Origin of the sequence: Spirillospora sp. NPDC046719 (assembly GCF_040645715.1) — a bacterium.
GTDB lineage: Bacteria > Actinomycetota > Actinomycetes > Streptosporangiales > Streptosporangiaceae > Spirillospora.
On sequence record NZ_JBEYYT010000143.1, the window covers coordinates 1 to 21,727 of the forward strand.

19 protein-coding genes are annotated in these 21,727 nt (G+C 73.5%); 11 read left to right on the plus strand and 8 right to left on the minus strand.

Annotation, left to right across the window (positions count from 1 at the left end; all coding sequences use genetic code 11):
• The 4 genes from sucB to lipB form a co-directional block, all read left to right on the plus strand.
• Window positions 1-806, plus strand: an 806-nt coding sequence (sucB, locus tag ABZ914_RS23890) for a 2-oxoglutarate dehydrogenase, E2 component, dihydrolipoamide succinyltransferase (RefSeq protein WP_500195769.1), incomplete at its 5' end; no start/stop codon positions are given.
• A 163-nt stretch (window positions 807-969) separates the two neighbouring features.
• Window positions 970-1,857, plus strand: a complete 888-nt coding sequence (locus ABZ914_RS23895) for a TIGR01777 family oxidoreductase (RefSeq protein ID WP_500195771.1) — start codon at window positions 970-972, stop codon at window positions 1,855-1,857.
• Between the two features lie 105 nt (window positions 1,858-1,962).
• A complete protein-coding gene (locus ABZ914_RS23900) occupies window positions 1,963-2,700 on the plus strand; it encodes a Type 1 glutamine amidotransferase-like domain-containing protein (protein ID WP_500195772.1) in 738 nt (245 codons plus the stop codon).
• Between the two features lie 49 nt (window positions 2,701-2,749).
• Window positions 2,750-3,472: a lipoyl(octanoyl) transferase LipB gene (gene lipB / locus ABZ914_RS23905; protein ID WP_500195793.1), complete on the plus strand. Its 723-nt coding sequence runs from the start codon at window positions 2,750-2,752 to the stop codon at window positions 3,470-3,472.
• Between the two features lie 9 nt (window positions 3,473-3,481).
• Here the strand turns inward: lipB and ABZ914_RS23910 are convergent, their stop codons facing one another.
• On the minus strand, window positions 3,482-3,979 hold the full coding sequence (locus ABZ914_RS23910) for a YfbM family protein (RefSeq protein ID WP_500195773.1): 498 nt from the start codon (window positions 3,977-3,979) through the stop codon (window positions 3,482-3,484).
• A 250-nt stretch (window positions 3,980-4,229) separates the two neighbouring features.
• Here ABZ914_RS23910 and lipA point away from each other — a divergent pair, with 250 nt between their 5' ends.
• Both lipA and ABZ914_RS23920 read left to right on the plus strand, forming a co-directional pair.
• Window positions 4,230-5,159 (plus strand): lipoyl synthase, encoded by a 930-nt coding sequence (lipA, locus tag ABZ914_RS23915; protein WP_190864367.1) that lies wholly within the window; start codon window positions 4,230-4,232, stop codon window positions 5,157-5,159.
• An 87-nt stretch (window positions 5,160-5,246) separates the two neighbouring features.
• On the plus strand, window positions 5,247-5,942 hold the full coding sequence (locus ABZ914_RS23920; RefSeq protein WP_433138684.1) for a DUF4191 domain-containing protein: 696 nt from the start codon (window positions 5,247-5,249) through the stop codon (window positions 5,940-5,942).
• Between the two features lie 90 nt (window positions 5,943-6,032).
• Here ABZ914_RS23920 and ABZ914_RS23925 read toward each other — a convergent pair whose 3' ends face one another.
• Window positions 6,033-6,518, minus strand: a complete 486-nt coding sequence (locus ABZ914_RS23925; protein WP_500195775.1) for an RDD family protein — start codon at window positions 6,516-6,518, stop codon at window positions 6,033-6,035.
• Window positions 6,519-6,716: 198 nt separating this feature from the next.
• Here ABZ914_RS23925 and glnA point away from each other — a divergent pair, with 198 nt between their 5' ends.
• Entirely contained in the window at window positions 6,717-8,141 is a 1,425-nt protein-coding gene (gene glnA, locus ABZ914_RS23930; RefSeq protein ID WP_500195777.1) for a type I glutamate--ammonia ligase, read from the plus strand.
• Window positions 8,142-8,345: 204 nt separating this feature from the next.
• Here the strand turns inward: glnA and ABZ914_RS23935 are convergent, their stop codons facing one another.
• Entirely contained in the window at window positions 8,346-9,176 is an 831-nt protein-coding gene (locus ABZ914_RS23935) for an NmrA family NAD(P)-binding protein (protein WP_500195779.1), read from the minus strand.
• Window positions 9,177-9,264: 88 nt separating this feature from the next.
• Between ABZ914_RS23935 and ABZ914_RS23940 the strand changes: the two genes are divergently transcribed.
• Window positions 9,265-9,843: a TetR/AcrR family transcriptional regulator gene (locus ABZ914_RS23940; RefSeq protein WP_500195780.1), complete on the plus strand. Its 579-nt coding sequence runs from the start codon at window positions 9,265-9,267 to the stop codon at window positions 9,841-9,843.
• Window positions 9,844-9,928: 85 nt separating this feature from the next.
• On the opposite strand, the gene ABZ914_RS23945 is transcribed toward ABZ914_RS23940, so the two are convergent.
• The 3 genes from ABZ914_RS23945 to ABZ914_RS23955 all read right to left on the minus strand — a co-directional run bounded on the left by ABZ914_RS23945 (window position 9,929) and on the right by ABZ914_RS23955 (window position 13,805).
• Complete coding sequence (locus ABZ914_RS23945) at window positions 9,929-10,444, minus strand: RICIN domain-containing protein (RefSeq protein ID WP_500195782.1); 516 nt, start codon at window positions 10,442-10,444, stop codon at window positions 9,929-9,931.
• A 725-nt stretch (window positions 10,445-11,169) separates the two neighbouring features.
• Window positions 11,170-12,411 carry a helix-turn-helix domain-containing protein gene (locus ABZ914_RS23950; RefSeq protein WP_500195783.1) on the minus strand — a complete coding sequence of 414 codons (1,242 nt, stop codon included), beginning with the start codon at window positions 12,409-12,411 and terminating at the stop codon, window positions 11,170-11,172.
• 35 nt (window positions 12,412-12,446) lie between these two features.
• The gene (locus tag ABZ914_RS23955; RefSeq protein WP_500195785.1) at window positions 12,447-13,805 is read right to left on the minus strand and encodes a carboxypeptidase regulatory-like domain-containing protein; all 1,359 of its coding nucleotides are present in this window, start codon (window positions 13,803-13,805) and stop codon (window positions 12,447-12,449) included.
• Window positions 13,806-13,870: 65 nt separating this feature from the next.
• On the opposite strand from ABZ914_RS23955, the gene ABZ914_RS23960 reads away from it, so the two are divergent.
• Together ABZ914_RS23960 and ABZ914_RS23965 are read left to right on the plus strand one after the other, a co-directional pair.
• Window positions 13,871-16,045, plus strand: a complete 2,175-nt coding sequence (locus ABZ914_RS23960; protein WP_500195787.1) for a DEAD/DEAH box helicase — start codon at window positions 13,871-13,873, stop codon at window positions 16,043-16,045.
• A gap of 99 nt (window positions 16,046-16,144) precedes the next feature.
• Window positions 16,145-16,537: an OsmC family protein gene (locus ABZ914_RS23965; protein ID WP_190864341.1), complete on the plus strand. Its 393-nt coding sequence runs from the start codon at window positions 16,145-16,147 to the stop codon at window positions 16,535-16,537.
• A gap of 37 nt (window positions 16,538-16,574) precedes the next feature.
• On the opposite strand, the gene ABZ914_RS23970 is transcribed toward ABZ914_RS23965, so the two are convergent.
• The gene (locus ABZ914_RS23970; RefSeq protein ID WP_500195789.1) at window positions 16,575-18,005 is read right to left on the minus strand and encodes an alpha/beta hydrolase; all 1,431 of its coding nucleotides are present in this window, start codon (window positions 18,003-18,005) and stop codon (window positions 16,575-16,577) included.
• Window positions 18,006-18,454: 449 nt separating this feature from the next.
• Between ABZ914_RS23970 and ABZ914_RS23975 the strand changes: the two genes are divergently transcribed.
• Window positions 18,455-19,249 carry a phosphatase PAP2 family protein gene (locus tag ABZ914_RS23975; RefSeq protein ID WP_347256977.1) on the plus strand — a complete coding sequence of 265 codons (795 nt, stop codon included), beginning with the start codon at window positions 18,455-18,457 and terminating at the stop codon, window positions 19,247-19,249.
• Window positions 19,250-19,270: 21 nt separating this feature from the next.
• On the opposite strand, the gene ABZ914_RS23980 is transcribed toward ABZ914_RS23975, so the two are convergent.
• On the minus strand, window positions 19,271-21,727 hold a 2,457-nt coding region (locus ABZ914_RS23980), incomplete at its 5' end, for a bifunctional [glutamine synthetase] adenylyltransferase/[glutamine synthetase]-adenylyl-L-tyrosine phosphorylase (RefSeq protein WP_500195791.1).

The window sequence follows — 21,727 nt, forward strand, 5'->3', positions numbered from 1 at the left end:
GCGCGCCCGCCGCCCCGGCCCGCCCGGCCGGCCGGCACGCCGCCCCCGCGCCCGAGGGCGCCCCGGCCGAGCAGCTCGCGCTGCGCGGCCGCACCGAGAAGATGTCCCGCATCCGGCAGACGATCGCCCGCCGCATGGTGGAGTCGCTGCAGGTGTCGGCGCAGCTGACCACCGTGGTCGAGGTGGACATCACCAAGATCGCGCGGCTGCGCGAGCAGGCCAAGGCCGACTTCCAGTCCCGCGAGGGCGTCAAGCTGTCCTTCCTGCCGTTCTTCGCGCTGGCCACGATCGAGGCGCTGAAGGCGCACCCGAAGGTCAACGCGGTCATCGACAGCGAGACCAACGAGGTCACCTACCACGACGTGGAGAACCTCGGCATCGCGGTGGACGTGCCCGAGCGGGGCCTGATGGTCCCGGTCGTGCACAACGCCGGGCAGCTCAACCTGGGCGGCCTCGCGCAGCGGATCGCCGACCTCGCCGAGCGCACCCGCACCAACAAGGTGAGCCCGGACGAGCTGTCCGGCGGCACGTTCACGCTGACCAACACCGGCAGCCGCGGCGCGCTGTTCGACACCCCGATCCTCAACCAGCCGCAGGTCGGCATGCTCGGCACCGGCGCCGTCGTCAAGCGGCCCGCCGTCATCGACGACCCGGAGCTGGGCGAGGTCATCGCGGTGCGGTCGATGGTCTACCTGGCGCTGACCTACGACCACCGGCTGATCGACGGCGCGGACGCCGCCCGCTTCCTCGGCACCATCAAGCACCGCCTGGAGGAGGGCAACTTCGAGGCCGACCTCGGCCTCTGACCGCACGCGGCCGCCGCCTCGCACGCCGCACCGGACCCCGCCGCCCCGCCCGGGCGGCGGGGTCCCGCGCGTTCCCGGGGAAACCCGGTCCCGGCCCGGCGGAAACACGGGACCCGGATGAGAATCTCAGCGTTCGCTGGCGCCGTCCCCGTAGGCTGGGGACATGAGGGTGACCGTGACGGGCTCGTCGGGCCTGATCGGATCGGCGCTGGTGCGGGCGCTGCGGGAGGACGGGCACGACGTCGTGCGGCTGGTGCGCCGCGAGCCGTCGGCACCGGACGAGGCGCGCTGGTCCCCCGCCGACGGGTGCGTCGAGGCGGCGGCGCTGGAGGGCGCCGACGCCGTCGTGCACCTGGCGGGCGCGGGCGTCGGCGACCGGCCGTGGACGAAGGCGTACAAGCGCCGGATCAGGGACAGCCGGCTCGACGGCACCCGGACGCTCGCGGAGGCGATCGCCGCGGCGGGCCGCCGCCCGCCGGTGCTGGTGTGCGGGTCCGCGATCGGCTTCTACGGCGACACCGGCGACCGGGAGGCCGACGAGAAGTCCCCGATGGGCGCCGGGTTCCTCGCCGCGCTCGTGCGGGACTGGGAGGCGGCCGCCGCACCGGCCCGCGAGGCGGGGATCCGGGTCGTCCACCCGCGCACCGGCGTGGTGCTGGCGCGCGGCGGCGGGATCCTCGGCCGGACGCTGCCGCTGTTCCGGCTCGGGCTCGGCGGCCGGCTCGGCGACGGGACGCAGTGGACGAGCTGGATCTCGCTCCCCGACGAGGTCGCGGCCCTGCGGTTCCTGATCGAGCACGAGGTGTCGGGGCCGGTGAACCTGACCGCCCCGGACCCGGTGACCAACGCCGCGTACACCGAGGCGCTGGCGCGGGCGCTGCACCGCCCGGCGCGGCTGGCCGTCCCGAAGGCGGTGCTGCGGGCCGCGCTGCGCGACTTCGCCGACGAGGGCCCGCTGGTCAGCCAGCGGGTGCTGCCGCGGCGGCTGGAGCACGCCGGCTTCCGGTACCGGCATCCCGACGTGGACTCCGCGCTGGCCGCCCTCCTGTGACCGGCCGCCGCCGACGCGCCGAGACCAAGATTGGCTAAAATCACGGACGCTCCCGCTCGGTGGCCATACGGTGACATTGAGAGAGCTTGCCGACGTGGAGGGCGAATGAGCACCGACGGACAGCCGCACATCCTCGCCATCGGCGGGGGCACGTTCGTCCCGGACGGCCGGGAGGGCATCGCCCCGAGCCCGCTGATGCGCTACGCGCTCGACCTGACCGGGCAGGACCGCCCCCGGATGTGCTTCCTGACGACGGCGGTGGGCGACGGCGCCGAGTACGTCGCGCGCTTCTACGCCGGGTTCTCCCAGCTGGACGCCGAGGTCAGCCACCTGTCGCTGTTCCCGATGCCGAGCGTCCCCGACATGCGCGCGCACCTGCTCACCCAGGACCTGATCTACGTGTCCGGCGGCAGCGTCGCGAACCTGCTGGCGCTGTGGCGCCTGCACGGCCTGGACGAGATCATGCGGGAGGCGTGGCAGGAGGGCGTGGTGCTGTCCGGGCAGAGCGCGGGCGCGCTGTGCTGGCACGTCGGCGGCAACACCGACTCCTACGGCCCGCAGCTGCGGCCGCTCACCGACGGGCTGGGCTTCCTGCCGTACTCGTGCGGGGTGCACTACGACAGCGACCCGCAGCGCCGCCCGCTGCTGCAGCAGCTCGTCGGCGAGGGCACGCTGCCCGGCGGGTACGCGGCGGACGAGTCGGTCGGCCTGCACTACGTCGGCACCGAGTTCGTCCAGGCCGTGTCGTACCGGCAGGACGCGGGCGCCTACCGGGTCGAGCCGGACGGCCCCGCCACCGCGAAGGAGACCCGGCTGGAGCCCCGCCGGCTGGCGTCCCTCTGAGGAAGCGGTCGGCGGGCGGCATAGGCTGGCGGGCGTGAGTGATCTGGACGTGCGGGGGGCCGCACCCGAGACGCCCCCCGGAGAAGCGCCGGCGACCGGCCGGCTGGTGATCGTCCACGCGGGCTTCGGCACCGCGGCCGTCCCCTACCTGGACGGCTGGGAGCTGCAGAAGCGCACGCACGCCCGGCGCGTGGACGACCTGATCCCCGACACCGTCCTGCTGATGGAGCACCAGCCGGTGTACACGGCGGGCAAGCGGACCGCGGCGTTCGACCGGCCGTTCGGCGACCCCGGCGCCCCGGTCGTGGACGTCGACCGCGGCGGCAAGATCACCTGGCACGGGCCGGGGCAGCTCACCGGCTACCCGATCGTCCGGCTGCCCGACGCCGCCGACGTCGTGTCCTACGTGCGGCTGCTGGAGCGGATGATGATGGCGGTGTGCGCCGAGTTCGGCCTGGAGACCACCACGGTCGAGGGCCGCAGCGGGCTGTGGGTGCCCGGCTCCCCCGACCGCAAGATCGGTTCGATCGGGATCCGGGTGGCGCGCGGCGTGGCGATGCACGGGTTCATGCTGAACTGCGACAACGACATGAGCTGGTTCGACAAGATCGTGCCGTGCGGCATCCGGGACGCCGGGTCCACGAACCTCAGCCGCGAGGTCGGCCGGGACGTCCCCGTCGCCGAGGTGACCCCGCTGGTGGAGCGCCACCTCGCGGAGGCGCTCGGCGCGCGGGAGACCTTCCACCGGACGAGGGCGCATCTCGACGCCTGATCCCGGCGGTCAGTCGTTGGAGAACATCACCTTGTAGACGGCGTGGCCCTCGTCCGCCGCGGCCCGGTAGAACGCGACCAGGGCCTCGTAGGCGGGCTTCAGGACGCGGTCGCGGGCGGCGGAGTCCATCCGGCCCGCGTCCTGCACGCCGGCCTGCACCATCACCGCCGGCGCGAAGCGGCCCGCGACGCCGCCGAACGGCGTCGCCGCCAGGTGGTCGGCGGCCGGCTTCACCCGCTCCGGCGCCAGGTAGATCACGTCCATGCCCAGCTCGTCGGCGCCGTCCTCGGTGAGCAGGCGCCCGCCGCACACCACGTCGGCCTCCGGCTGGCGCCCCTCCCAGGGGTCGCCGGTCACCAGGTAGTGCAGCGCCTGCCACGTCCCGCCGATGTCCAGCGGCGCGAACGGCACGCGGCGCCGCCAGTCCCGTTCGCCGAACACGCGCCGGGCGATCCGGGTGGGATCCGGCTCACCCTCCAGCACCGGCGGCACCCTGAGGTACGACATTGCCAGACCCACTGCGGTCCTCCATGCGAACGCTGTTGCGTGACGACAGGGAGTCACCCTAGAGAGAACCGCCGGTGGCCATGCACCGAAACACGCGAATCGACGGTGTGAGCGGGGTAACGTCACACGTTCGAGATACGTCCGATACTGCCGCGTTAACTGCGCCGGGCGGCCCGCGGCGGCCTCCCCGCGGCCCCCGCCCCGACGCGCGCGATGTGCCGGTCCGCTGATCGCGACGTACCCTGAACGGGTGACGACGGTGACACCTGAGGGGCGCAAGCTCCTGCGCATAGAGGCCCGCAACAGCCAGACCCCGATCGAGCGCAAGCCCGAGTGGATCAAGACGCGGCTGAAGATGGGCCCGCAGTACAAGGAGCTCATCGGCCTGGTGAAGTCCGAGGGCCTGCACACGGTGTGCCAGGAGGCGGGCTGCCCCAACATCTTCGAGTGCTGGGAGGACCGCGAGGCCACCTTCCTCATCGGCGGCGACCAGTGCACCCGGCGCTGCGACTTCTGCCAGATCGACACCGGCAAGCCCGCCGCGTTCGACCGGGACGAGCCCCGCCGCGTCGCGGAGTCCGTCGCCACGATGGGCCTGAAGTACGCCACCGTCACCGGCGTCGCCCGCGACGACCTGGAGGACGGCGGCGCCTGGCTGTACGCCGAGACGGTCCGGCGGATCCACGCGGCCGTGCCCGGCTGCGGCGTGGAGCTGCTGATCCCGGACTTCAACGCCGTCCCCGAGCAGCTCGCCGAGGTCTTCTCGTCCCGTCCCGAGGTGCTGGCGCACAACGTCGAGACCGTCCCGCGGATCTTCAAGCGGATCCGGCCCGGGTTCCGCTACGAGCGGTCCCTCGAGGTGATCACCAAGGCGCGCGAGGACGGCCTGGTCACCAAGTCGAACCTGATCCTCGGCATGGGCGAGACCCGCGAGGAGGTCTCCGCGGCGCTGCGCGACCTGCACGAGGCCGGCTGCGAGCTGATCACCATCACCCAGTACCTGCGGCCGAGCCCCCGCCACCACCCGGTGGAGCGCTGGGTGAAGCCGGAGGAGTTCGTCGAGCTGAACGCCGAGGCCGAGGAGATCGGCTTCGCGGGCGTCATGTCCGGGCCGCTCGTCCGCTCCAGCTACCGCGCCGGCCGCCTCTACAAGCAGGCGATCGAGGCCCGCCAGAGCTGATTCCGGCGGTCCGGACCGTCCTCGCCTGCGTTTCGCCATGCGAGGACGGTGTCGGGTCGGGGGTCCCGGCCGACTATCCTTGGGTTCATGTCGAAAACGCCCGCGGACGGGAGCCAGGAGCGTCCGGGCCGCCTCAAGCAGATCCGCATGGTCGCCCAGGTGCTCCGCCAGGCCGACCCGAAGGCCCTTCCGATCGTCGCCGCGTCGGCGCTCGGCACCCTGATCGTCGTCATCGTGATCGGGCTGGTGATCGGCCGGCTGTGGTTCTTCGTCCCGCTGGGCATCCTCGCCGGCGCCGCCGTCGGCCTGATCGTCTTCGGCCAGCTCGCGCAGCGCGCGCAGTACAAGGTCATCGCCGGGCAGCCCGGCGCGGCCGCCGCGGTCCTGAAGAACATGCGCGGTGACTGGACGGTCACCGAGGCCGTCAGCGGCAACCGCAACCTCGACATGGTGCACCGCGTCGTGGGCCGTCCCGGCGTCATCCTGGTCTCCGAGGGCCCGCGCAACCGGGTCGGGCAGCTGCTGGGCGCGGAGAAGAAGCGGATCTCCCGCGCCGCGCAGCAGGTGCCGATCTACGACGTGCAGGTCGGCGACGACGAGGACCAGATCCCCGTCGGCAAGCTGCAGCGGCACCTGATGAAGCTGCCCCGCAACCTCACCAAGGCGCAGGTCGGGGAGCTGAACGACCGGCTGCAGGCGCTGCCCCGGTCGATGCAGATGCCGAAGGGCCCGATCCCGAAGGGCGCGAAGATGCCGAAGGGACCCAAGCCCAAGATGCGGTGACCGCACCGCCGGTACCGCACCGCCGGTGGAGCGCCCCCTCGGGGGCGCTTTCCCGTTTCCGGGCCGCGTTTCCCGGGCCGGATCTCCGGGTCAGATGTTGACGACGGCGGTGTTGGACGCGCGGTCGTGCATGCCGCGGTAGTCGCGGTCCCAGATCAGCGCCGGGACGACGAGGACCAGCAGGAGCGACCGGGCGAACCCCATGAGGAACCCGACGGGCCGGCCGTCCAGCCGCACCACCCGGATGCCGCACAGCCGCTTGCCGATCGTGGTGCCGATCGTCGCGGTGAGCAGCCACGCCTGGATCCCGAAGATCACCAGCGTCCACAGGCTGCGCTGCGGCGCCGACCAGTCGAGGGCGGCCGCCAGGCCGCTCGCGACCAGCGTCGACAGCGCCCAGTCGATGAACAGCGCGAACAGCCGGCGGCCGTAGGACGCGACGGCGCCGCTCCCGCTCTCCGGCAGCCCGAGGCGCTCGCCGGGACGGCCGAGGTCGGCTCCCGCCGCGCGCGCGCCGCCGAGCCACGTCTGCGTCCATCGCGGCCGTGCGGCCTGCTGCTCTTTACCACCGCTCATGGCCTCTACGCTATCCGCTCCCCTGGCGGGTTCCGACCCGGCTCCCCAGGGGAGGGGACGAGGGTGGGGGCACGGCGGGGGCGTCCTTGGAGCAGGGCGCCGGCGCCCCGCTTAACACAGCCGAAACATATGGGACACGGCCGGGAAACGGCCCTGCCATAAGCTGCGAGACGCCCAAGAGCGCACCAAGGAGGCTGGATGTTCAGCAGCGCCGAAGAGGTCCTGAGCTATCTCGAGAACGAGGACGTCAAGTTCGTCGACTGCCGGTTCGTGGACCTGCCGGGCAAGATGCAGCACGTCACGATCCCGACCGGCAACTTCGGGCGGCGGGCCTTCGAAGACGGCATGATGTTCGACGGTTCGTCCGTCCGCGGGTTCCAGGAGATCCACGAGTCGGACATGCTGCTTCTCCCGGACCCGGCCACGGCCGTCCTGGACCCGTTCCGGCAGCACAAGACGCTGATCCTGAACTTCTTCGTGCACGACCCGCTGACGGGCGAGCCGTACAGCCGCGACCCCCGCAACGTCGCCAAGAAGGCCCAGGACTACCTGCGCGGGACCGGCATCGCCGACACCGCCTACTGCGGTCCCGAGGCCGAGTTCTACATCTTCGACGACGTCCGCTTCGAGACGAAGCAGAACGCCGGCTACTACTTCCTGGACTCGGTGGAGGGCGCCTGGAACACCGGCCGGGAGGAGCCCGGCGGCAACCTCGGCGCCAAGCCCGCCTACAAGGGCGGCTACTTCCCCGTCCCGCCGATGGACCACTACACCGACCTGCGCTCGGAGATGGCGACGCAGCTGCTCGCCTCCGGCATCGAGGTCGAGCTGCAGCACCACGAGGTCGGCACGGCGGGCCAGTCGGAGATCGGCGTCCGCTTCGACACGCTGCTGAAGGCCGCCGACAACCTGCTGCTGTACAAGTACATCGTCAAGAACGTGGCGCGGGGCGCCGGCAAGACGGTGACGTTCATGCCGAAGCCGATCTTCGGTGACAACGGGTCGGGCATGCACGTCCACCAGTCGCTGTGGAAGGACGGCGCGCCGCTGTTCTACGACGAGGTCGGCTACGCGGGCCTGTCGGACACGGCGCGGCACTACATCGGCGGCCTGCTCCGGCACGCCCCGTCCCTGCTGGCCTTCACGAACCCGACGGTCAACAGCTACCACCGGCTCGTCCCGGGCTTCGAGGCGCCGGTCAACCTGGTGTACTCGCAGCGCAACCGGTCGGCGTGCATCCGCGTCCCGATCACCGGCTCGAACCCGAAGGCCAAGCGCATCGAGTTCCGCGTGCCGGACCCGTCCTGCAACCCCTACCTCGCCTTCTCGGCGATGCTGATGGCGGGCCTGGACGGCATCAAGAACAAGATCGAGCCGCCGGAGCCGATCGACAAGGACCTCTACGAGCTGCCGCCGGAGGAGGCCCGCGCGATCCCGCAGGTCCCCGGCTCGCTGCCGGCCGTCCTGGCCGCGCTCGAGTCCGACCACGACTACCTGCTGGAGGGCGGCGTCTTCACCCCGGACCTCATCGAGACCTACATCGCGATGAAGAACGAGTTCGAGATCGACCCGGTCCGCCTGCGCCCGCACCCGCACGAGTTCGAGCTGTACTACGACGTGTGATCGTCGTTGGGGAAGGCCCGCGAGGACGCCTCGCGGGCCTTCCGCGTTCCCGGGGTCAGGCGATCCGGCGGATGTAGACGACGCGGTGCCGAGGACGACGAGCCGGAAGTACTTCTTGCCGCCGAGCGTGCCGTCGGTCCGCTCCTGATCGCGGCGGCGGCGACGGGCAGGACGAGCTTCTTCAGCAGGATCGGTCTCCTCTGGTCACGCGAAGGACGCGGCGTGCGCGGCGGCCCACTGCTCGAAGGTGCGGGGCGGACGGCCCGTGACGTCGCGGACGGTGGTGGTGACGACCGATTCGTCCAGCGAACCGGCGACGTAGAAGTCGAAGAAAGCGTCCACGTACTTCTCGGGCATGTTCTGGAGCATCTCCTCGCGGGCCTCGTCGTCCGGTAGGGCGTCCAGGCGCAGGTCGCGGCCCAGCACGCCGCCCAGGATCCGGAGCCGGTCGGCGGGCCGCAGCGGCTCCGGGCCGGTGACGCGGAGCACCTGGCCGCGGTACTCGTCTTGCAGCAGCGCGGTCGCCGCGACGGCGCCGATGTCGGCCGGGTCGATCACCGCGATCGGCACGTCCGCGAACGGGGCGCGCACCACGTCGCCGGCCTTGAGCTGCGGGATCCACTCGAACGTGTTGGACATGAACCCGTTCGGCCGCACGAAGGTCCACGCGAGCCCGGAGTCGCGGACGGCCGCCTCCGACTCGATCATGTAGCGGCTGACCGCGTTGGTGGTGTCGCCCGACTCCACCGAGGACCCCGACAGCAGCACCACGTGCTCGACCCCGGCGCGGCCCGCCTCGGCCAGCAGGTCCGCCGTCCCGTCGTAGCCGGGCAGCAGGAACAGCCCGCGCACGCCCCGCAGCGCCGGCACGAGCGTCTTCGGCTCGTTCAGGTCGCCGGTGACGTACTCGACGCCGTCCGGCGCGTCCGCTGGGGCCCCGCCCCGCGTCAGCGCCCGTACCGGCTCCCCCGCCGCCGCCAGCGCCGCCGCCACCTCGCGCCCGACATTGCCGGTCCCGCCCGTCACCAAGAACATCGCTCCGCGCTCCCCTCTTTGTTAGGGAACGTTCCCTAACAAAGCGGTACGCTAGAGCCATGCGTCGGATATGGCAAGGGGTCCGGTGATGCGCCGCAGCGCCGCCGAGACACGGGAGCACCTCCTGGAGGTCGCCCACGACCTGTTCTACTGGCAGGGCATCAAGGGCGTCGGCGTGGACAAGATCGCCGCCACCGCCGGCGTCGCGCCCACGACCCTCTACCGGCTGTTCGCGTCCAAGGACGACCTGATCACCGCCTACGTCACCCGCGCGGACGGCCTGTACAAGGAATGGTTCGACACCACCGCCGGCGACGAGGGGCGGCCCGCGCGCGCCCGGATCCTCGCGCTGTTCGACGCGCAGACCGAGCAGATCCAGCCGGACCGCTGCCGCGGCTGCCCGTTCCTCATGGCCCTCGCCGAGATCCCCGACGCCGCCCATCCCGCCCACCAGGCCGCCGCCGGGACGAAGCGGTGGGTCCGCGCCCGCTTCGCCGACCTCGCGGCGTCCGCCGGGGTCGCCTCTCCCGACGACGTCGCGGACCAGCTGGCACTGGCCTTCGAGGGCGCCTACGCGTCCGTCCAGGCCCTCGGCGTCGACGGCCCGGCCCGCCACGCCCGCCGCCTCGCCGAACTCATCCTCGACGCCGCGTCCGGACCCGCCTGACAGGGTCTTCCGGGCCACGACCTGCACACCGCCGCGCCACGGCGGTGCACAGGTCGGTCCAGCACCCGTCGGCCCGTCGGGACGCCTAGCTGGTGCGGGTGGTGTGGGTCCACTTGTAGTACTTGTCGGCGACGTTGGCGTAGGTGATGTCGGACGAGTAGACCGCGGCGCTTCCGGACGGGGAGGTTCGGAGGCGGTAGAACCACATGTCGCCGAGGCTGTCGTAGGCGCCGATGTACCCGTCGCCATAGCCGAACAGCTGGCTCGCGGGACGGGACGAGTTGCACCTACTCAGCCAGACGGCGTTGTTGTAGGTCTTCCAGTCCGTGGTGAGGCAGGTGCCGGTGGAGCGGTTCTTCAGCTCGTTGTAGGTCCTGCCGCCGCCGATCCAGTCCCACTGCTGCGTCTTTCCGCCGGTGCAGCCGGCGACCCACACCTTTCCGGTCGAGGAGCCGGTGAGGCACTTGCCGCTCTGGCCGCTCTTGAACGTCCAGTAGACGGCGGCGGCGGAGGCCGGGGTGAGCGAGCCGGAGACGGCGACGAGGGAGGCGGCGAGACCGGTGGTCAGCGCGAGGCGCGCGGGCCGCGAGGTGATCTTCATGGCCCGGGAGCATGGCGAGGGCGGGCCAACGCCCGCGATCACGGTCGTTGAGCGCGGCGGGCCGGAGCATGAACGCTGGGTGTACGGCAGGCGTCCTGGGCCCTAAGACCCACTGACGCCCGGGGCCTGGGACCTCGCCCGCCCAACCGGCCGTGCGCCTCGGGCCGTGAGGCCCCGGGCCCTAGGACCACCCGTCCGCCGCCCCCCCGAACGAGCGCGTCCCACCACGTCGCCATCTCCCTGACCGCGCGCTCGGCGTCGTGGCACGGGGCGAGGGGATTCCCGGTGGACGAGACGAACCACGGCACGCCGTTCACGCCCGGTTTCACGTCATGCGTCGTGCCAGGTGACGGTGTCGGAGTCGCGGCACGCCTCGGCGACCGGGCCGAGGTCCACGTAGACGCCCCGGCCGAGCGGGCAGAGCGCCACCCGGCGCACGCGCCCCCACGTACCCGGCGGCGCCTCTGCCAGCCCCTCCCGAACGTGCCGCCGCGCCGCCTCGCGGTCGTCGGTGACACCGCCCGCCCCACCGTCCCCGAAAACGTCCCAGCTGAAGAGAACCGGTGGTTCCTGAAGCCTCGGCGTACGCAATGCAGCCCTCCGATGCATGTGGATTCGACTACGGAGAGCATGCAGATCAAGGCACAGAGTGAGAGGCGCGCGGCGCGTCCACCGCGCATGGGGCGCGGAGTGCGCCCGGCGAGTGCGGGCGCTGCCCGCGCCCGTCAGACCGGCAGGCCGAGGAGCTGGGCGAACGTGCGGGCGCGGCGGTCGATCATCGGGCCGCCGTGGTCGACGGCGTCGGACGCGATCTGCCGGGCTTGCGGCGAATAGTGCACGGAGTCGTTGCACACCGGGTAGGCGCGCTCCAGCCAGTCCAGCGCCGCGGAGTGGTCGCGGCGCTGGTGGTAGGCACGGGCCGTCTCCACCATGAGGCGTGCGCGCCGCTCCCGGCTCGGGATGCTGTCCGGGTCGATCCGCTGCGCGTGGTCGCGCGCACTGGACGCCCGGGAGAGGTCGGCCTGGATCGACACGGCGTGCACGGCGACGTTGGACGCGCCGAACTGCGTCCACGGGTGGTGGTAACCGGCCGGGAGGCGCTCGGCGGTCGCCCGCCCCTCATCGAGGTAGCGGAGCGCGTCGCCCTCGCGGCCGTCGCGGGCGCTGGTCATCGCGGCGTGCAGCTGGAGCGCGCCGTACATGGCGCGGAGCTCGACGGGCCCGTCCTCCAGGCGGGGCCGGAGGAGGCCGGCGCCCTCGTTGACCAGGTCGAGCGCGCCGTCGAGGTCGCCCATGGACCGCTGGACGATCGCCATGGTCCAGGCGGCGCCGGCGAGGCTGATCGGCCGGTCGGCCTCGTGGGCGGCGGACACGCTCCGGTCGGCGACGACCCAGATCAGCTCCGGCTCGGCGGCCCACACGACCTCGTGCTGGACGAGCGCGTAGACGTCGGAGAGCACGGCGTTGGCGGCCCGGCGCTCCTCGCCCTCGGACACGCGGGCGGCCGCACGGGCGTCCCGCACCAGCGCGGGGAGCACGCGCCCGACGTCGGTGCGGTGGGTGGGCGAGCCGTGCCACAGCCGCCAGGCCTGCTCGACGCGCCCGGCGAGCGCCGCGACGTCCACGCGGGCGTCGGGGCGGGTGAGCAGCGGCGCGCGGACGGCGTCGCGGACGGCGGGGATCGCCTCGTGCGGGATGCGCGCGAACGACGACATCGGGATGGTCGCCGCGCCGCCGAGGTCCATGTCGGTGCCCGCGAGGAGCGCCACGTCCCCGACGCCGAGCGCCTCGGCCAGCCTGACCAGCGTCGGCAGGCGCGGCGGGAGGCGGCGCCCGGTCTCGATGCCCTTCAGCCAGGAGGCGGACCTGCCGACCAGCCCGGCCAGCGTCGGCCTGCTCAGCCCCTTGCGCTCGCGCAGCACCTGGATGCGTTCGCCGGTCCGCCGCCCGGCAAGGTCGTCAAGCATGGCCCGCCGCCTTTCGAGGGGTCTTGGGGTCCAGGTTAGGCGGGGTGGGCGCCGTGGACGGGGGTCTCCAGGACGAAGTCCTGGCGGTGGGTGCGGCCGGTGGTGAGCAGGACGCGGGCCACGGCGGGCGTATGCCCCCGGGCGAGGAGCAGGACGGTGACGAAGTCCTCCGGGAGGCCGGCGGCGGCGTAGCGGCCCTCGTCGTCGGTGCGGGTGCGCATGAGCTGGCGGCCGCCGGTGGCGAGGACGGTGACCAGGGCGTCGGCGACGGGGTCGCCGGAGGCGGTGCGGACGGTTCCGACGAGGCCGGGGACCACCTCGCCGAAGTGCTCGTGGTGCGCGGGGCTGACGGCGTGGGGGGCGGGGGCCTCGAAGGTGGGGTCCTCGACCAGCTCCTCTTCGGCGGCGGCGCCGGCCTCGGCCTCCGCGCCCTTGCGGTGCTGGACGTAGGCGCCGACGCCGACCAGGGCGAAGCCGGCGGCGGCCCAGCCGCACAGGACGAGGGTGGGCCGCAGCAGCCCCTCGTAGTCGAAGTAGAAGACGCCGTGCAGGGCGTCCAGGAGGTTGCCGAGCGGCATGACGGGATGCAGCGCGCGGAAGAAGCCGGGGACGAGCTGGTACGGGATGGCGCCGCCGCTGGACGGGATCGACAGCAGCACGAACAGGGTGATCGCGACGCCCGGGATGAACTGCCGGACGAACGGGACGAGGCCGTAGGTGAACTGGGCGACCGCCTGCGTGATCAGGAAGCCGTAGGCGATGGCGACCGGGTCGTTGGGGACGACGTCCAAGGCGAGCGCGACGTAGAACCCGACCACGGCCATGAACGCGCCCAGGACGGCGAGGGTGAGGACCTTGACGCGTCGGCTGAGGGTGACGGCGCGCATCAGCATCATGACGGCGATGTAGGGCGCGATGTTCCAGGCCATGGACAGGTAGAACAGGCCGGTGCCGGTGACGTCGCCCTTGGCGGTGGGGACGAGTTCGACGGTCCGGATGGTCTGCCCGCCTTGTTTAGCGACGGTGGTGAAGGTGCTGGTGGCGGCCTGTTCGAGGAAGGTGCCGTCGGCCTTGGCGATGTAGAGGGTGGCCTGGGCGGGGCCTTCGACGCTGTAGGCGGCGACGGCCCGGCGGCTGAGGATCTTCTTGCGGGCGTCCGACGCGTCCCTGACGGGGATGATCTCGAACGCGCCGGGCGCCTTCCGGTCGAGCGCGGGTCCGAGCCGTCCCGCGACCGCCGGCGGGGACACCGCCACCCGCACGTCGTGCGGCTCCGGCGAGTGGAACGGCAGCATGTAGCAGATCAGGAAGCCGAAGAAGAACAGCAGCGGGAACCACAGGCTTCCGGCGAGCGACATCAGCAGGGTCGGCTCGTCCTCGGACTCGTCGGTCACGCGCGGGGACCTTTCTGGACGGATCGGGCGGCACGCGCGTGGCGCACGGGCGCGGCGCTGGCATCATGTGCCGGGAGATCGCGGCGGAGGGAGCGGCGGGCGGGATGGCGGGCGACCCCAAGGAGGTCCTGCGGAGCGGGCTGGCTCTGCTGGACGCCGCCCATGCCCTGGTCGCCGATCACCGGCGCGCGGTCGGCGCGGTGCACGAGGCGCTGGGGCCGCTGCGCGCGGACGCGGCGCGCGGTCAGCTGGCGGAGATCCCGGTCGCGCGGCTGAAGGACGTGACGGACGGGCGGCTGCGCTTGGCGCCGCTGGAGCAGGCCGGGCTGACGACCGTCCTGGACGTGCTGGACGCGACGCAGTACCGGCTCCAGCTGGTGCCGGGCGTCGGGCCGCAGACGGCGGCGCAGATCCAGGCCGCGGCGCGCAGCCTGGCGGAGGCGGCGGAGCGCGCGGCGGGGATCCGGATCGACGCCGGGCGGCGGGACCCGGCGACGACGGCGCTGGTCGTGGCGCTGCACCGGCTCGTGAACGCGGGTCCCGAGCTGCGGCGCGCCCGGAAGGCGGCCGACGAGCTGGCGGAGCGGCTGAGCCCGCTGGCGCACGACGCGCGGCCCGCGGCGTCGTGGTGGCGGCGCGTCGTCGCGCTTCCGGCGCGCAGGGAGCGCGCCCGCCGCGCGCTCACGGAGCTGGCGGACGCGGTGGAGCACGCCCGCGAGGAGCGCCTGCTGATCTCGCAGGCGTCGGTGGACCTGCTGCGTCCGGGCGCGTCCGCCGACGAGGCGTGGATCGACTACGAGCTGCGCGGGTCGGACTACCAGACGCTGCTGGCGGAGCTGGCCGCCGTGGGGCCCGAGCGGGCCGCGGCGGAGGGGTACCTGCCGGACGACCTGGCCGCGCGGGTCAAGGCGCAGCCGCTCGACGAGACGTACCGGCGGGTGTCGCTGCGCGGCTACCAGTCGTTCGGGGCGCGGTTCGCGCTCGTCCAGCGCCGGGTGATCCTCGGCGACGAGATGGGCCTCGGTAAGACGGTCCAGGCGATCGCGGCGATCGCGCATCTGCGCGCGGAGGGCGCGACGCACTTCCTGGTGGCGTGCCCGGCCAGCGTGATGATCAACTGGGTGCGGGAGATCGAGGACCGCAGCCGGCTGGCGGCGCGCCCCCTGCACGGTCCCGGCCGGGCGGCGGCGCTGGCGGAGTGGGCGGACGCGGGCGGCATCGCGGTGACCACCCTCGACACGCTGCACGCGCTGGACGTCCCGGACGAGGTGCACGTCGCGATGGTCGTGGTGGACGAGGCGCACTACGCCAAGAACCCGGAGACGCGGCGCGCGAAGGCGGTGGCCGCGTGGTGCGCGCGGGTCGAGCGGGTGCTGTTCCTCACCGGCACGCCGATGGAGAACCGCGTCGAGGAGTTCCGCAGCCTGGTCGGGCACCTGCGGCCCGACCTCGTCCCGTCGATCAGGCCGAGCGACGCGGCGGTGGGGCCGCGGGCGTTCCGGCGGGCCGTCGCGCCCGCGTACCTGCGCCGCAACCAGCGGGACGTGCTGGTCGAGCTGCCCGAGGTGCAGGAGATCGAGGAGTGGGAGGAGTTCAGCTCGGCGGACGAGGCCGCCTACCGGCAGGCCGTCGCGGACGGCAACTTCATGGCGATGCGGCGCGCCGCGTACGCCGACCCGAAGCGGTCGGCGAAGCTGGCGCGGCTCACCGAGCTGGTCGACGAGGCGGACCGCAACGGGCTGAAGGTCGTGGTGTTCTCCTACTTCCGGGACGTGCTGGCGGCCGTGGAGCTCATGGTGGGCCCGGCGGCGCGCGGGCCGATCTCCGGGTCGATGCCGGCGGCGCGGCGGCAGCAGCTGGTGGACGACTTCACGGCCGAGCCGGGGCACGCGGTGCTGCTGGCGCAGATCCAGGCGGGCGGCGTGGGGCTGAACCTCCAGGCCGCCTCGGTGGTGATCATCTGCGAGCCGCAGGTGAAACCGACCATGGAGGAGCAGGCGATCGCCCGCGCGCACCGCATGGGGCAGGCCCGGACCGTCCAGGTCCACCGGCTGCTCACCCCGCACGGGGTGGACGAGCGAATGCTGCGGATCCTGCGGGGCAAGGCCCGGTTGTTCGACGAGTACGCGCGCCGCAGCGATCTCGCGGAGCGCACCCCGGACGCGGTCGACCTGTCCGAGCAGGCCCTCGCGCGGCAGATCGTCCAGGAGGAGCAGGAGCGGCTCGGCACCGCGCCGTGAGCGCGCGGCACCGCGCCGTGCCGGCGGGAAGAAGCGCCGTGTCCGGCACGTTCGGGCAGGCGGGCCCGGTTCGGGCCGCCGACGATCGGAGGGGATGACATGGCCGAGGTCAGGGTGGAGCGCACCGAGGACGGTTTCCAGGCCGTCAACGGGCGGGGCGCCCGCGTCGCCATCGGGGACGGGGACACCGAGGGCGCGTTCACGCCGGTCGAGCTGCTGCTGGCGGCGCTCGGCGGCTGCGAGCTGGTGACCGTGGAGCCGCTGACGGCGCAGCGCGGGCACCGGATGGCGCGGCTCGCCGCGACCGTCCAGGCGGAGAAGGTCGAGACCAGCAGGCTCGGCACCATCACGGTCACCTACGACGTCGAACTCCCCGAGGGCGACGACAAGGCCGAGGACGTCCTGAAGGCGGTCGCCAAGCGCGTCCACGAGCGGTACTGCACCGTCGGGAACGCGCTGAAGGAGCCGATGAAGGTCGACCAGATCGTCTGACCCCGGGCCCGTGGACGGCGGGCCGGGCGGCGCCGGGTCACTCACACGTCGCGCCCTTCGCCGGGAGCAGCCCGTCCAGCAGGTAGGAGTCCACGACGCGGCGGACGCAGGCGTCGCCGGAGTCGTACGCGCCGTGCCCCTCCCCCTTGAGGGTGAGGAGCGCGGCGCCGCCGCCGAGCGACGTCACCAGCGCGGACGCCCACGCGTACGGGGTGGCGGGGTCGCCGGTGTTGCCGACGACCAGGATCGGCGCGGCGGTCGGCGCGGACACCTCGCGCGCGGCGTCGTCGCCCTTGACGGGCCACCCGGTGCACTGCAGCAGGCCCCACGCCATCGACGGCCCGAACACCGGTGACGCCTCGCGGAACCGCGGCATCAGCCGGCGGACGTCCGCGACGGTGTAGCGGTCGGCGCCGTCCGCGCAGGTGATCGCGGTGTTGGCGGCCGTCAGGTTGTCGTAGGCGCCGTTGGGCTTCCGGCCGTTCTGCAGGTCGGCGAGCATCAGCAGGAGCGTCCCGTCGTGGCGCTTGACGGCGTCCACGAGGCCCTGCGCGAGGTACGGCCACGCCTGCTTGCTGTAGAGGGCCGCCGCCGCGCCCGTGTCGCCGAGGCTCTGCGTGAGCATGCGGCCCCCGGACGTCTTGAGCGGCTTGCGGTCGAGCCCGGCGAGGATCTTCTCGGTGGCCGCCGCGACGGACGCGCCGTCGCCGCCGAGCGGGCACGCCTTCGGGCCGAGCCGGGCGCACGCCGCGCCGAAGTCGACCAGGGCGTGCTGGAACCCGGCGGCCTGCTGGAGGCCGAGCTCGGCGGTGGTCAGCCTCGTGTCGACGGCCCCGTCCAGCACGGCGCGCCCGACGTTGCCGGCGAACTGGTGCGCGTAGTTGCCGCCGAGCCACGTGCCGTAGGAGATCCCGAAGTAGTTCAGCTTCGGGTCGCCGACGGCGGCGCGGATCGCGTCCAGGTCGCGGGCGGCGTCGAGCGTCCCGACGTGGGGCAGCAGCCGCCCCGACGCGGCCTGGCACGCCTTGGCGTAGGACGCGCGCCGCGCCAGGTAGGCGGCCTCCTCGGCGGAGGTGTCGGGGGTGTCGTCCTCGGCGGTGATCTGGTCCATGGTCCGGTCGTCCACGCAGGTGACCGGGGCGCTGCGGCCGACGCCGCGCGGGTCGAAGCCGATCAGGTCGTAGCGGGCGTTGAGGGTCGCGTACTCGGACGCGGCCTGCGCGAGGGTGTCGACACCGTCGCCGCCGGGGCCGCCGAAGTTGAACAGCAGCGAGCCGATCCGGTGGCCGGGGCCCGTCGCCGGGATCTTCAGCAGCGCGAGGTCGATCGTCCCCGAGGAGGGGGCGGCGCGGTCCAGGGGGACTTTCAGGGTCGCGCACCGGTACCGGGACTGCGAGGCGCCGGACTCGGAGGCGGGCAGGCCGGTGCAGCGCTTCCACTCCGGCTTCGGGACGGTGCCGTCCGTCACGGCGGCGGCCCGGAAGGCCGCCGCCCGGCCCGGGCGGTCCGTCCACCCGGAGCCTGAGATCAGTCCGAAAGCGGCCAGCGTCGCCGTACTTGCCGTCGCAATGCCGGGTATGGACCCGATCAAGGTCATTCGTCCCCCTGCTCGTTCGTGGGGGGCCGAACGTGATCTACCCATGGCCTCCTATGCTGATTCCTGATCAAGTTCACAGGCTCCGAACGGAGGCAGGACCCCGGCTCCCCCGGGGCCCCTCCCCCGAAAGTCCGGATGCCGCGTCAGGGTCGTACTACTCAGGTCTGAGACGAAGACCATTCGCGGCGGTGATCTCAAATGGGGGCCGCGAGGCGAAGATAGGTAACATGGCTCATTCCGCCCCCCCAGCAGCGCACCAAGGCCGGTCCGGCGCCGGCCGCGGTGAGCCGCGACGCAGCGCCGCGACGAGGCGGCCCAGGGTGCTCACGGCGCCGCCGGTGTGGCGCGAGCTGCTCCTGCTCGTGCTCTTCTACACGGGCTATACGCTCACGCGCATCGTCCTGGTTCAGGACGGCACCGGCGCGGCGTTCGCGCACGCCTACCAGATCCTGCACGCGGAGAAGCTGCTGGGCCTGGACGTGGAGCTGGGCCTGAACAAGACGCTGATCAACGTGCCGTGGCTGGCCCGCACCGCCAACATGTTCTACGCCACCATGCACTTCATCCTGACGGCGCTGGTCGTCGTCTGGCTGTACCGGTACCGGCCGCGGGAGTACCGCTGGCTGCGCACCGGGATCATGGCGGCGACCGCGCTCGCGCTGATCGGCTTCTGGCTCTACCCCCTCGCGCCGCCGCGGTTCCTGGACAGCGTCGGGTTCGTCGACCCGGTGACCGCGCTGCACTCCTTCGGGCTGTACTCCAGCGACGCGTCCGGCAGCCTCACCAACCAGTACGCGGCGATGCCGTCGATGCACGCCGGCTGGGCGCTGTGGTGCGGGTTCGTGCTGGTCAAGTTCGTCTCGCAGCGCTGGGCGAAGGTCCTCGGGGTGATCTACCCGGCCACCACCGTGTTCGTGATCCTGTCGACCGCCAACCACTACGTGCTGGACGCCGTGGTCGGGATGGCGCTGATCGGCGGGTCGCTCGGGATCGCCTGGCTGGCCTACACCCGCTGCCCGCAACCGGTCATCGACCTGCGGGACCGGGCCGTCCAGCGGATCCGGCACCCGCACGGCGCCCGCCGCGCCGACTCCGCCGCCGGCTCCCGCTGCTGACCCGCCCCCGCCGGGCGCCGGTCAGTCCGCGCCGTAGAAGACCCGATCCACCACGGCGCGGGCGCGGCGGGCGTGCCGGCGGTAGTCCTCCAGCAGGTCGCCCGTCCCCGGGTAGCCGAGGACGCGGGTGACGGCCGTGCGCTCCCGGTGGTGGTCGGTGGGCAGCAGGTCCGACGCCCGGCCCCGCACCAGCATGAGCGAGCCGCGGATCCGGGTGGCCAGGCACCACGCGTCCGTCAGCACCTCCGCGTCGCCGGGGTCGAGCAGCCCGGCCTCCGCCGCCGCCTCCAGCGCCGCGAGGGTCCGGGTGGTGCGCAGCGCCGGGACGTCGTGGGCGTGCCGCATCTGCAGCAGCTGCGCCACCCACTCCACGTCCGACAGGCCGCCCGGTCCGAGCTTGATGTGCAGCCGCCGGTCGACGCCGCGCGGCAGCCGCTCGGACTCCATCCGCGCCTTCAGCCTCCTGATCTGCCGCAGCGCGTCGTCGCCGACGCCGTCCTCCGGCCAGCGGATCGGGTCGATCAGCGCGCGGAACCGCTCGCACAGCCCCGGGTCGCCGATGATCGGGTCGGCGCGCAGCAGCGCCTGCGCCTCCCACGGCTGCGACCAGCGCCGGTAGTACGCCTCGTACGAGGCGAGGGTGCGGACGAGCGGCCCCTGCCGCCCCTCCGGGCGCAGGTTCGGGTCGATCTCCAGCGGCGGGTCGGGCGCGGGCAGCGCGAGCAGCCGGCGCAGCTCCTCGGCGACGGCGTGCGCGGCGCGGCCGGCGGCCCGCTCGTCGGCGCCGGGGCACGGGTCGTGCACGAACATGACGTCGGCGTCGCTGCCGTAGCCGAGCTCGTGGCCGCCGAACCGGCCCATCGCGACCACCGCCATCCGGGTCGGCAGCGGCTCCCGCGCCTCCATCTCGATCTTGCTGACGGCGGCCCGCAGCGCGGCCTCGACCGTGACGGCGGCGATGTCGGTGAGGGCCTCGCCGACCGTCTCCACCTCGGCGAGGCCGAGCAGGTCGGCGACCGACACGCGGAACAGCTCGCGGCGGCGCAGCCCGCGCACGACCGCGACCGCCTCCTCCGCGGGCCCGCCGCCCTCGGCGTGCCGGCGGACCGCGGCGAGCATCTCGGCCCGCAGCGCCTCGAGGGGGCGGGGCGCCAGCCCGTCGGTGGTGCCGAGCAGCGCCACCGCCTCCGGGGCGCGCAGCAGCAGGTCGGTGGCGTACCGGCTGGACCCGAGCACCCACGCCATCCGCTCGGCGACCGTCACCTCGTCGCGCAGCAGCCGCAGGTACCAGGGGGTGGTGCCGAGCGCGTCGCTGACCTGCCGGAACCCCAGCAGCCCGGCGTCCGGGTCGGGGGCGTCGGCGAACCAGCCGAGCATCACCGGCAGCAGCGTCCGCTGGATCGCGGCGCGGCGCGACACGCCCGAGGTGAGCGCCTCGATGTGCCGGAGCGCGCCCGCGGGGTCGGCGTAGCCGAGCGCCTCCAGCCGCGTCCGGGCGGCCTCGGGGGTGAGCCGGGCCTCCTCTCCGGGGAGCCGCGCGACGGCGCGCAGCAGCGGCCGGTAGAACAGCTTCTCGTGGATGCGGCGGACCTCGCGGGCGTGCCGCCGCCACAGCGCGGTGAACTCGCCGACCGGGTCGGTGCGCAGGCCGAGGGCGCGGCCCAGCCGCCGCAGGTCCGCGTCGTCGTCGGGGACGAGGTGGGTGCGGCGCAGGTGGTGCAGCTGGATCAGGTGCTCGACGCGCCGCAGGAACCGGTACGCGGAGGTCAGCGCCGCCGCGTCATCGCGCCCGACGTAGCCGCCCTGGGACAGCTCGGCGAGCGCGTCCAGGGTGTTCGGGCTGCGCAGCGTGTCGTCGGCGCGGCCGTGCACGAGCTGCAGCAGCTGCACCGCGAACTCGACGTCGCGCAGCCCGCCGGGGCCGAGCTTGAGCTGCCGCTCGGAGTCGCCGCTGCGGCGGTCCAGGTCCTTCTCGACGCGGCGCCGCATGTCCTGGACGTCCTGGACGAAGCCCTCGCCCTCGGCGGCCTGCCAGACGATCGGGGTGATCGCCTCCATGTAGCGGGCGCCGAGCCCCGCGTCCCCGGCGACGGGACGGGCCTTCAGCAGCGCCTGGAACTCCCAGGTCTTGGCCCACCGCTCGTAGTAGGCGCGGTGGCTGGCGAGGGTCCGCACCAGCGGGCCGGCCTTGCCCTCGGGACGCAGCGCCGCGTCCACGTCCCAGAGGGCGCCCTCCTCCGTCGAGGCCGAGCAGGCCCGCATCATCGCCGAGGCCAGCCGGGTCGCGGTGCGCAGCGCGGCGTCCTCGTCCTCGCCCTCGCACGCCTCCGCCACGAAGATCACGTCGACGTCGCTGACGTAGTTGAGCTCGCGGCCGCCGCACTTGCCCATGCCGATCACCGCGAGCCGGCAGGCGGCGTGCCCGCCGACCTCGGCGCGGGCGACCGCCAGGCCCGCCTCCAGCGCGGCGGCGGCGAG

Coding starts and splice junctions, on each gene's coding strand:
- ABZ914_RS23895 (WP_500195771.1), top strand. CDS start 970: ATGAGGGTGACCGTGACGGGCTCGTCGGGCCTGATCGGATCGGCGCTG.
- ABZ914_RS23900 (WP_500195772.1), top strand. CDS start 1,963: ATGAGCACCGACGGACAGCCGCACATCCTCGCCATCGGCGGGGGCACG.
- ABZ914_RS23910 (WP_500195773.1), bottom strand. CDS start 3,979: ATGTCGTACCTCAGGGTGCCGCCGGTGCTGGAGGGTGAGCCGGATCCC.
- ABZ914_RS23920 (WP_433138684.1), top strand. CDS start 5,247: ATGTCGAAAACGCCCGCGGACGGGAGCCAGGAGCGTCCGGGCCGCCTC.
- ABZ914_RS23925 (WP_500195775.1), bottom strand. CDS start 6,518: ATGAGCGGTGGTAAAGAGCAGCAGGCCGCACGGCCGCGATGGACGCAG.
- glnA (WP_500195777.1), top strand. CDS start 6,717: ATGTTCAGCAGCGCCGAAGAGGTCCTGAGCTATCTCGAGAACGAGGAC.
- ABZ914_RS23935 (WP_500195779.1), bottom strand. CDS start 9,176: ATGTTCTTGGTGACGGGCGGGACCGGCAATGTCGGGCGCGAGGTGGCG.
- ABZ914_RS23940 (WP_500195780.1), top strand. CDS start 9,265: ATGCGCCGCAGCGCCGCCGAGACACGGGAGCACCTCCTGGAGGTCGCC.
- ABZ914_RS23945 (WP_500195782.1), bottom strand. CDS start 10,444: ATGAAGATCACCTCGCGGCCCGCGCGCCTCGCGCTGACCACCGGTCTC.
- ABZ914_RS23950 (WP_500195783.1), bottom strand. CDS start 12,411: ATGCTTGACGACCTTGCCGGGCGGCGGACCGGCGAACGCATCCAGGTG.
- ABZ914_RS23960 (WP_500195787.1), top strand. CDS start 13,871: ATGTGCCGGGAGATCGCGGCGGAGGGAGCGGCGGGCGGGATGGCGGGC.
- ABZ914_RS23965 (WP_190864341.1), top strand. CDS start 16,145: ATGGCCGAGGTCAGGGTGGAGCGCACCGAGGACGGTTTCCAGGCCGTC.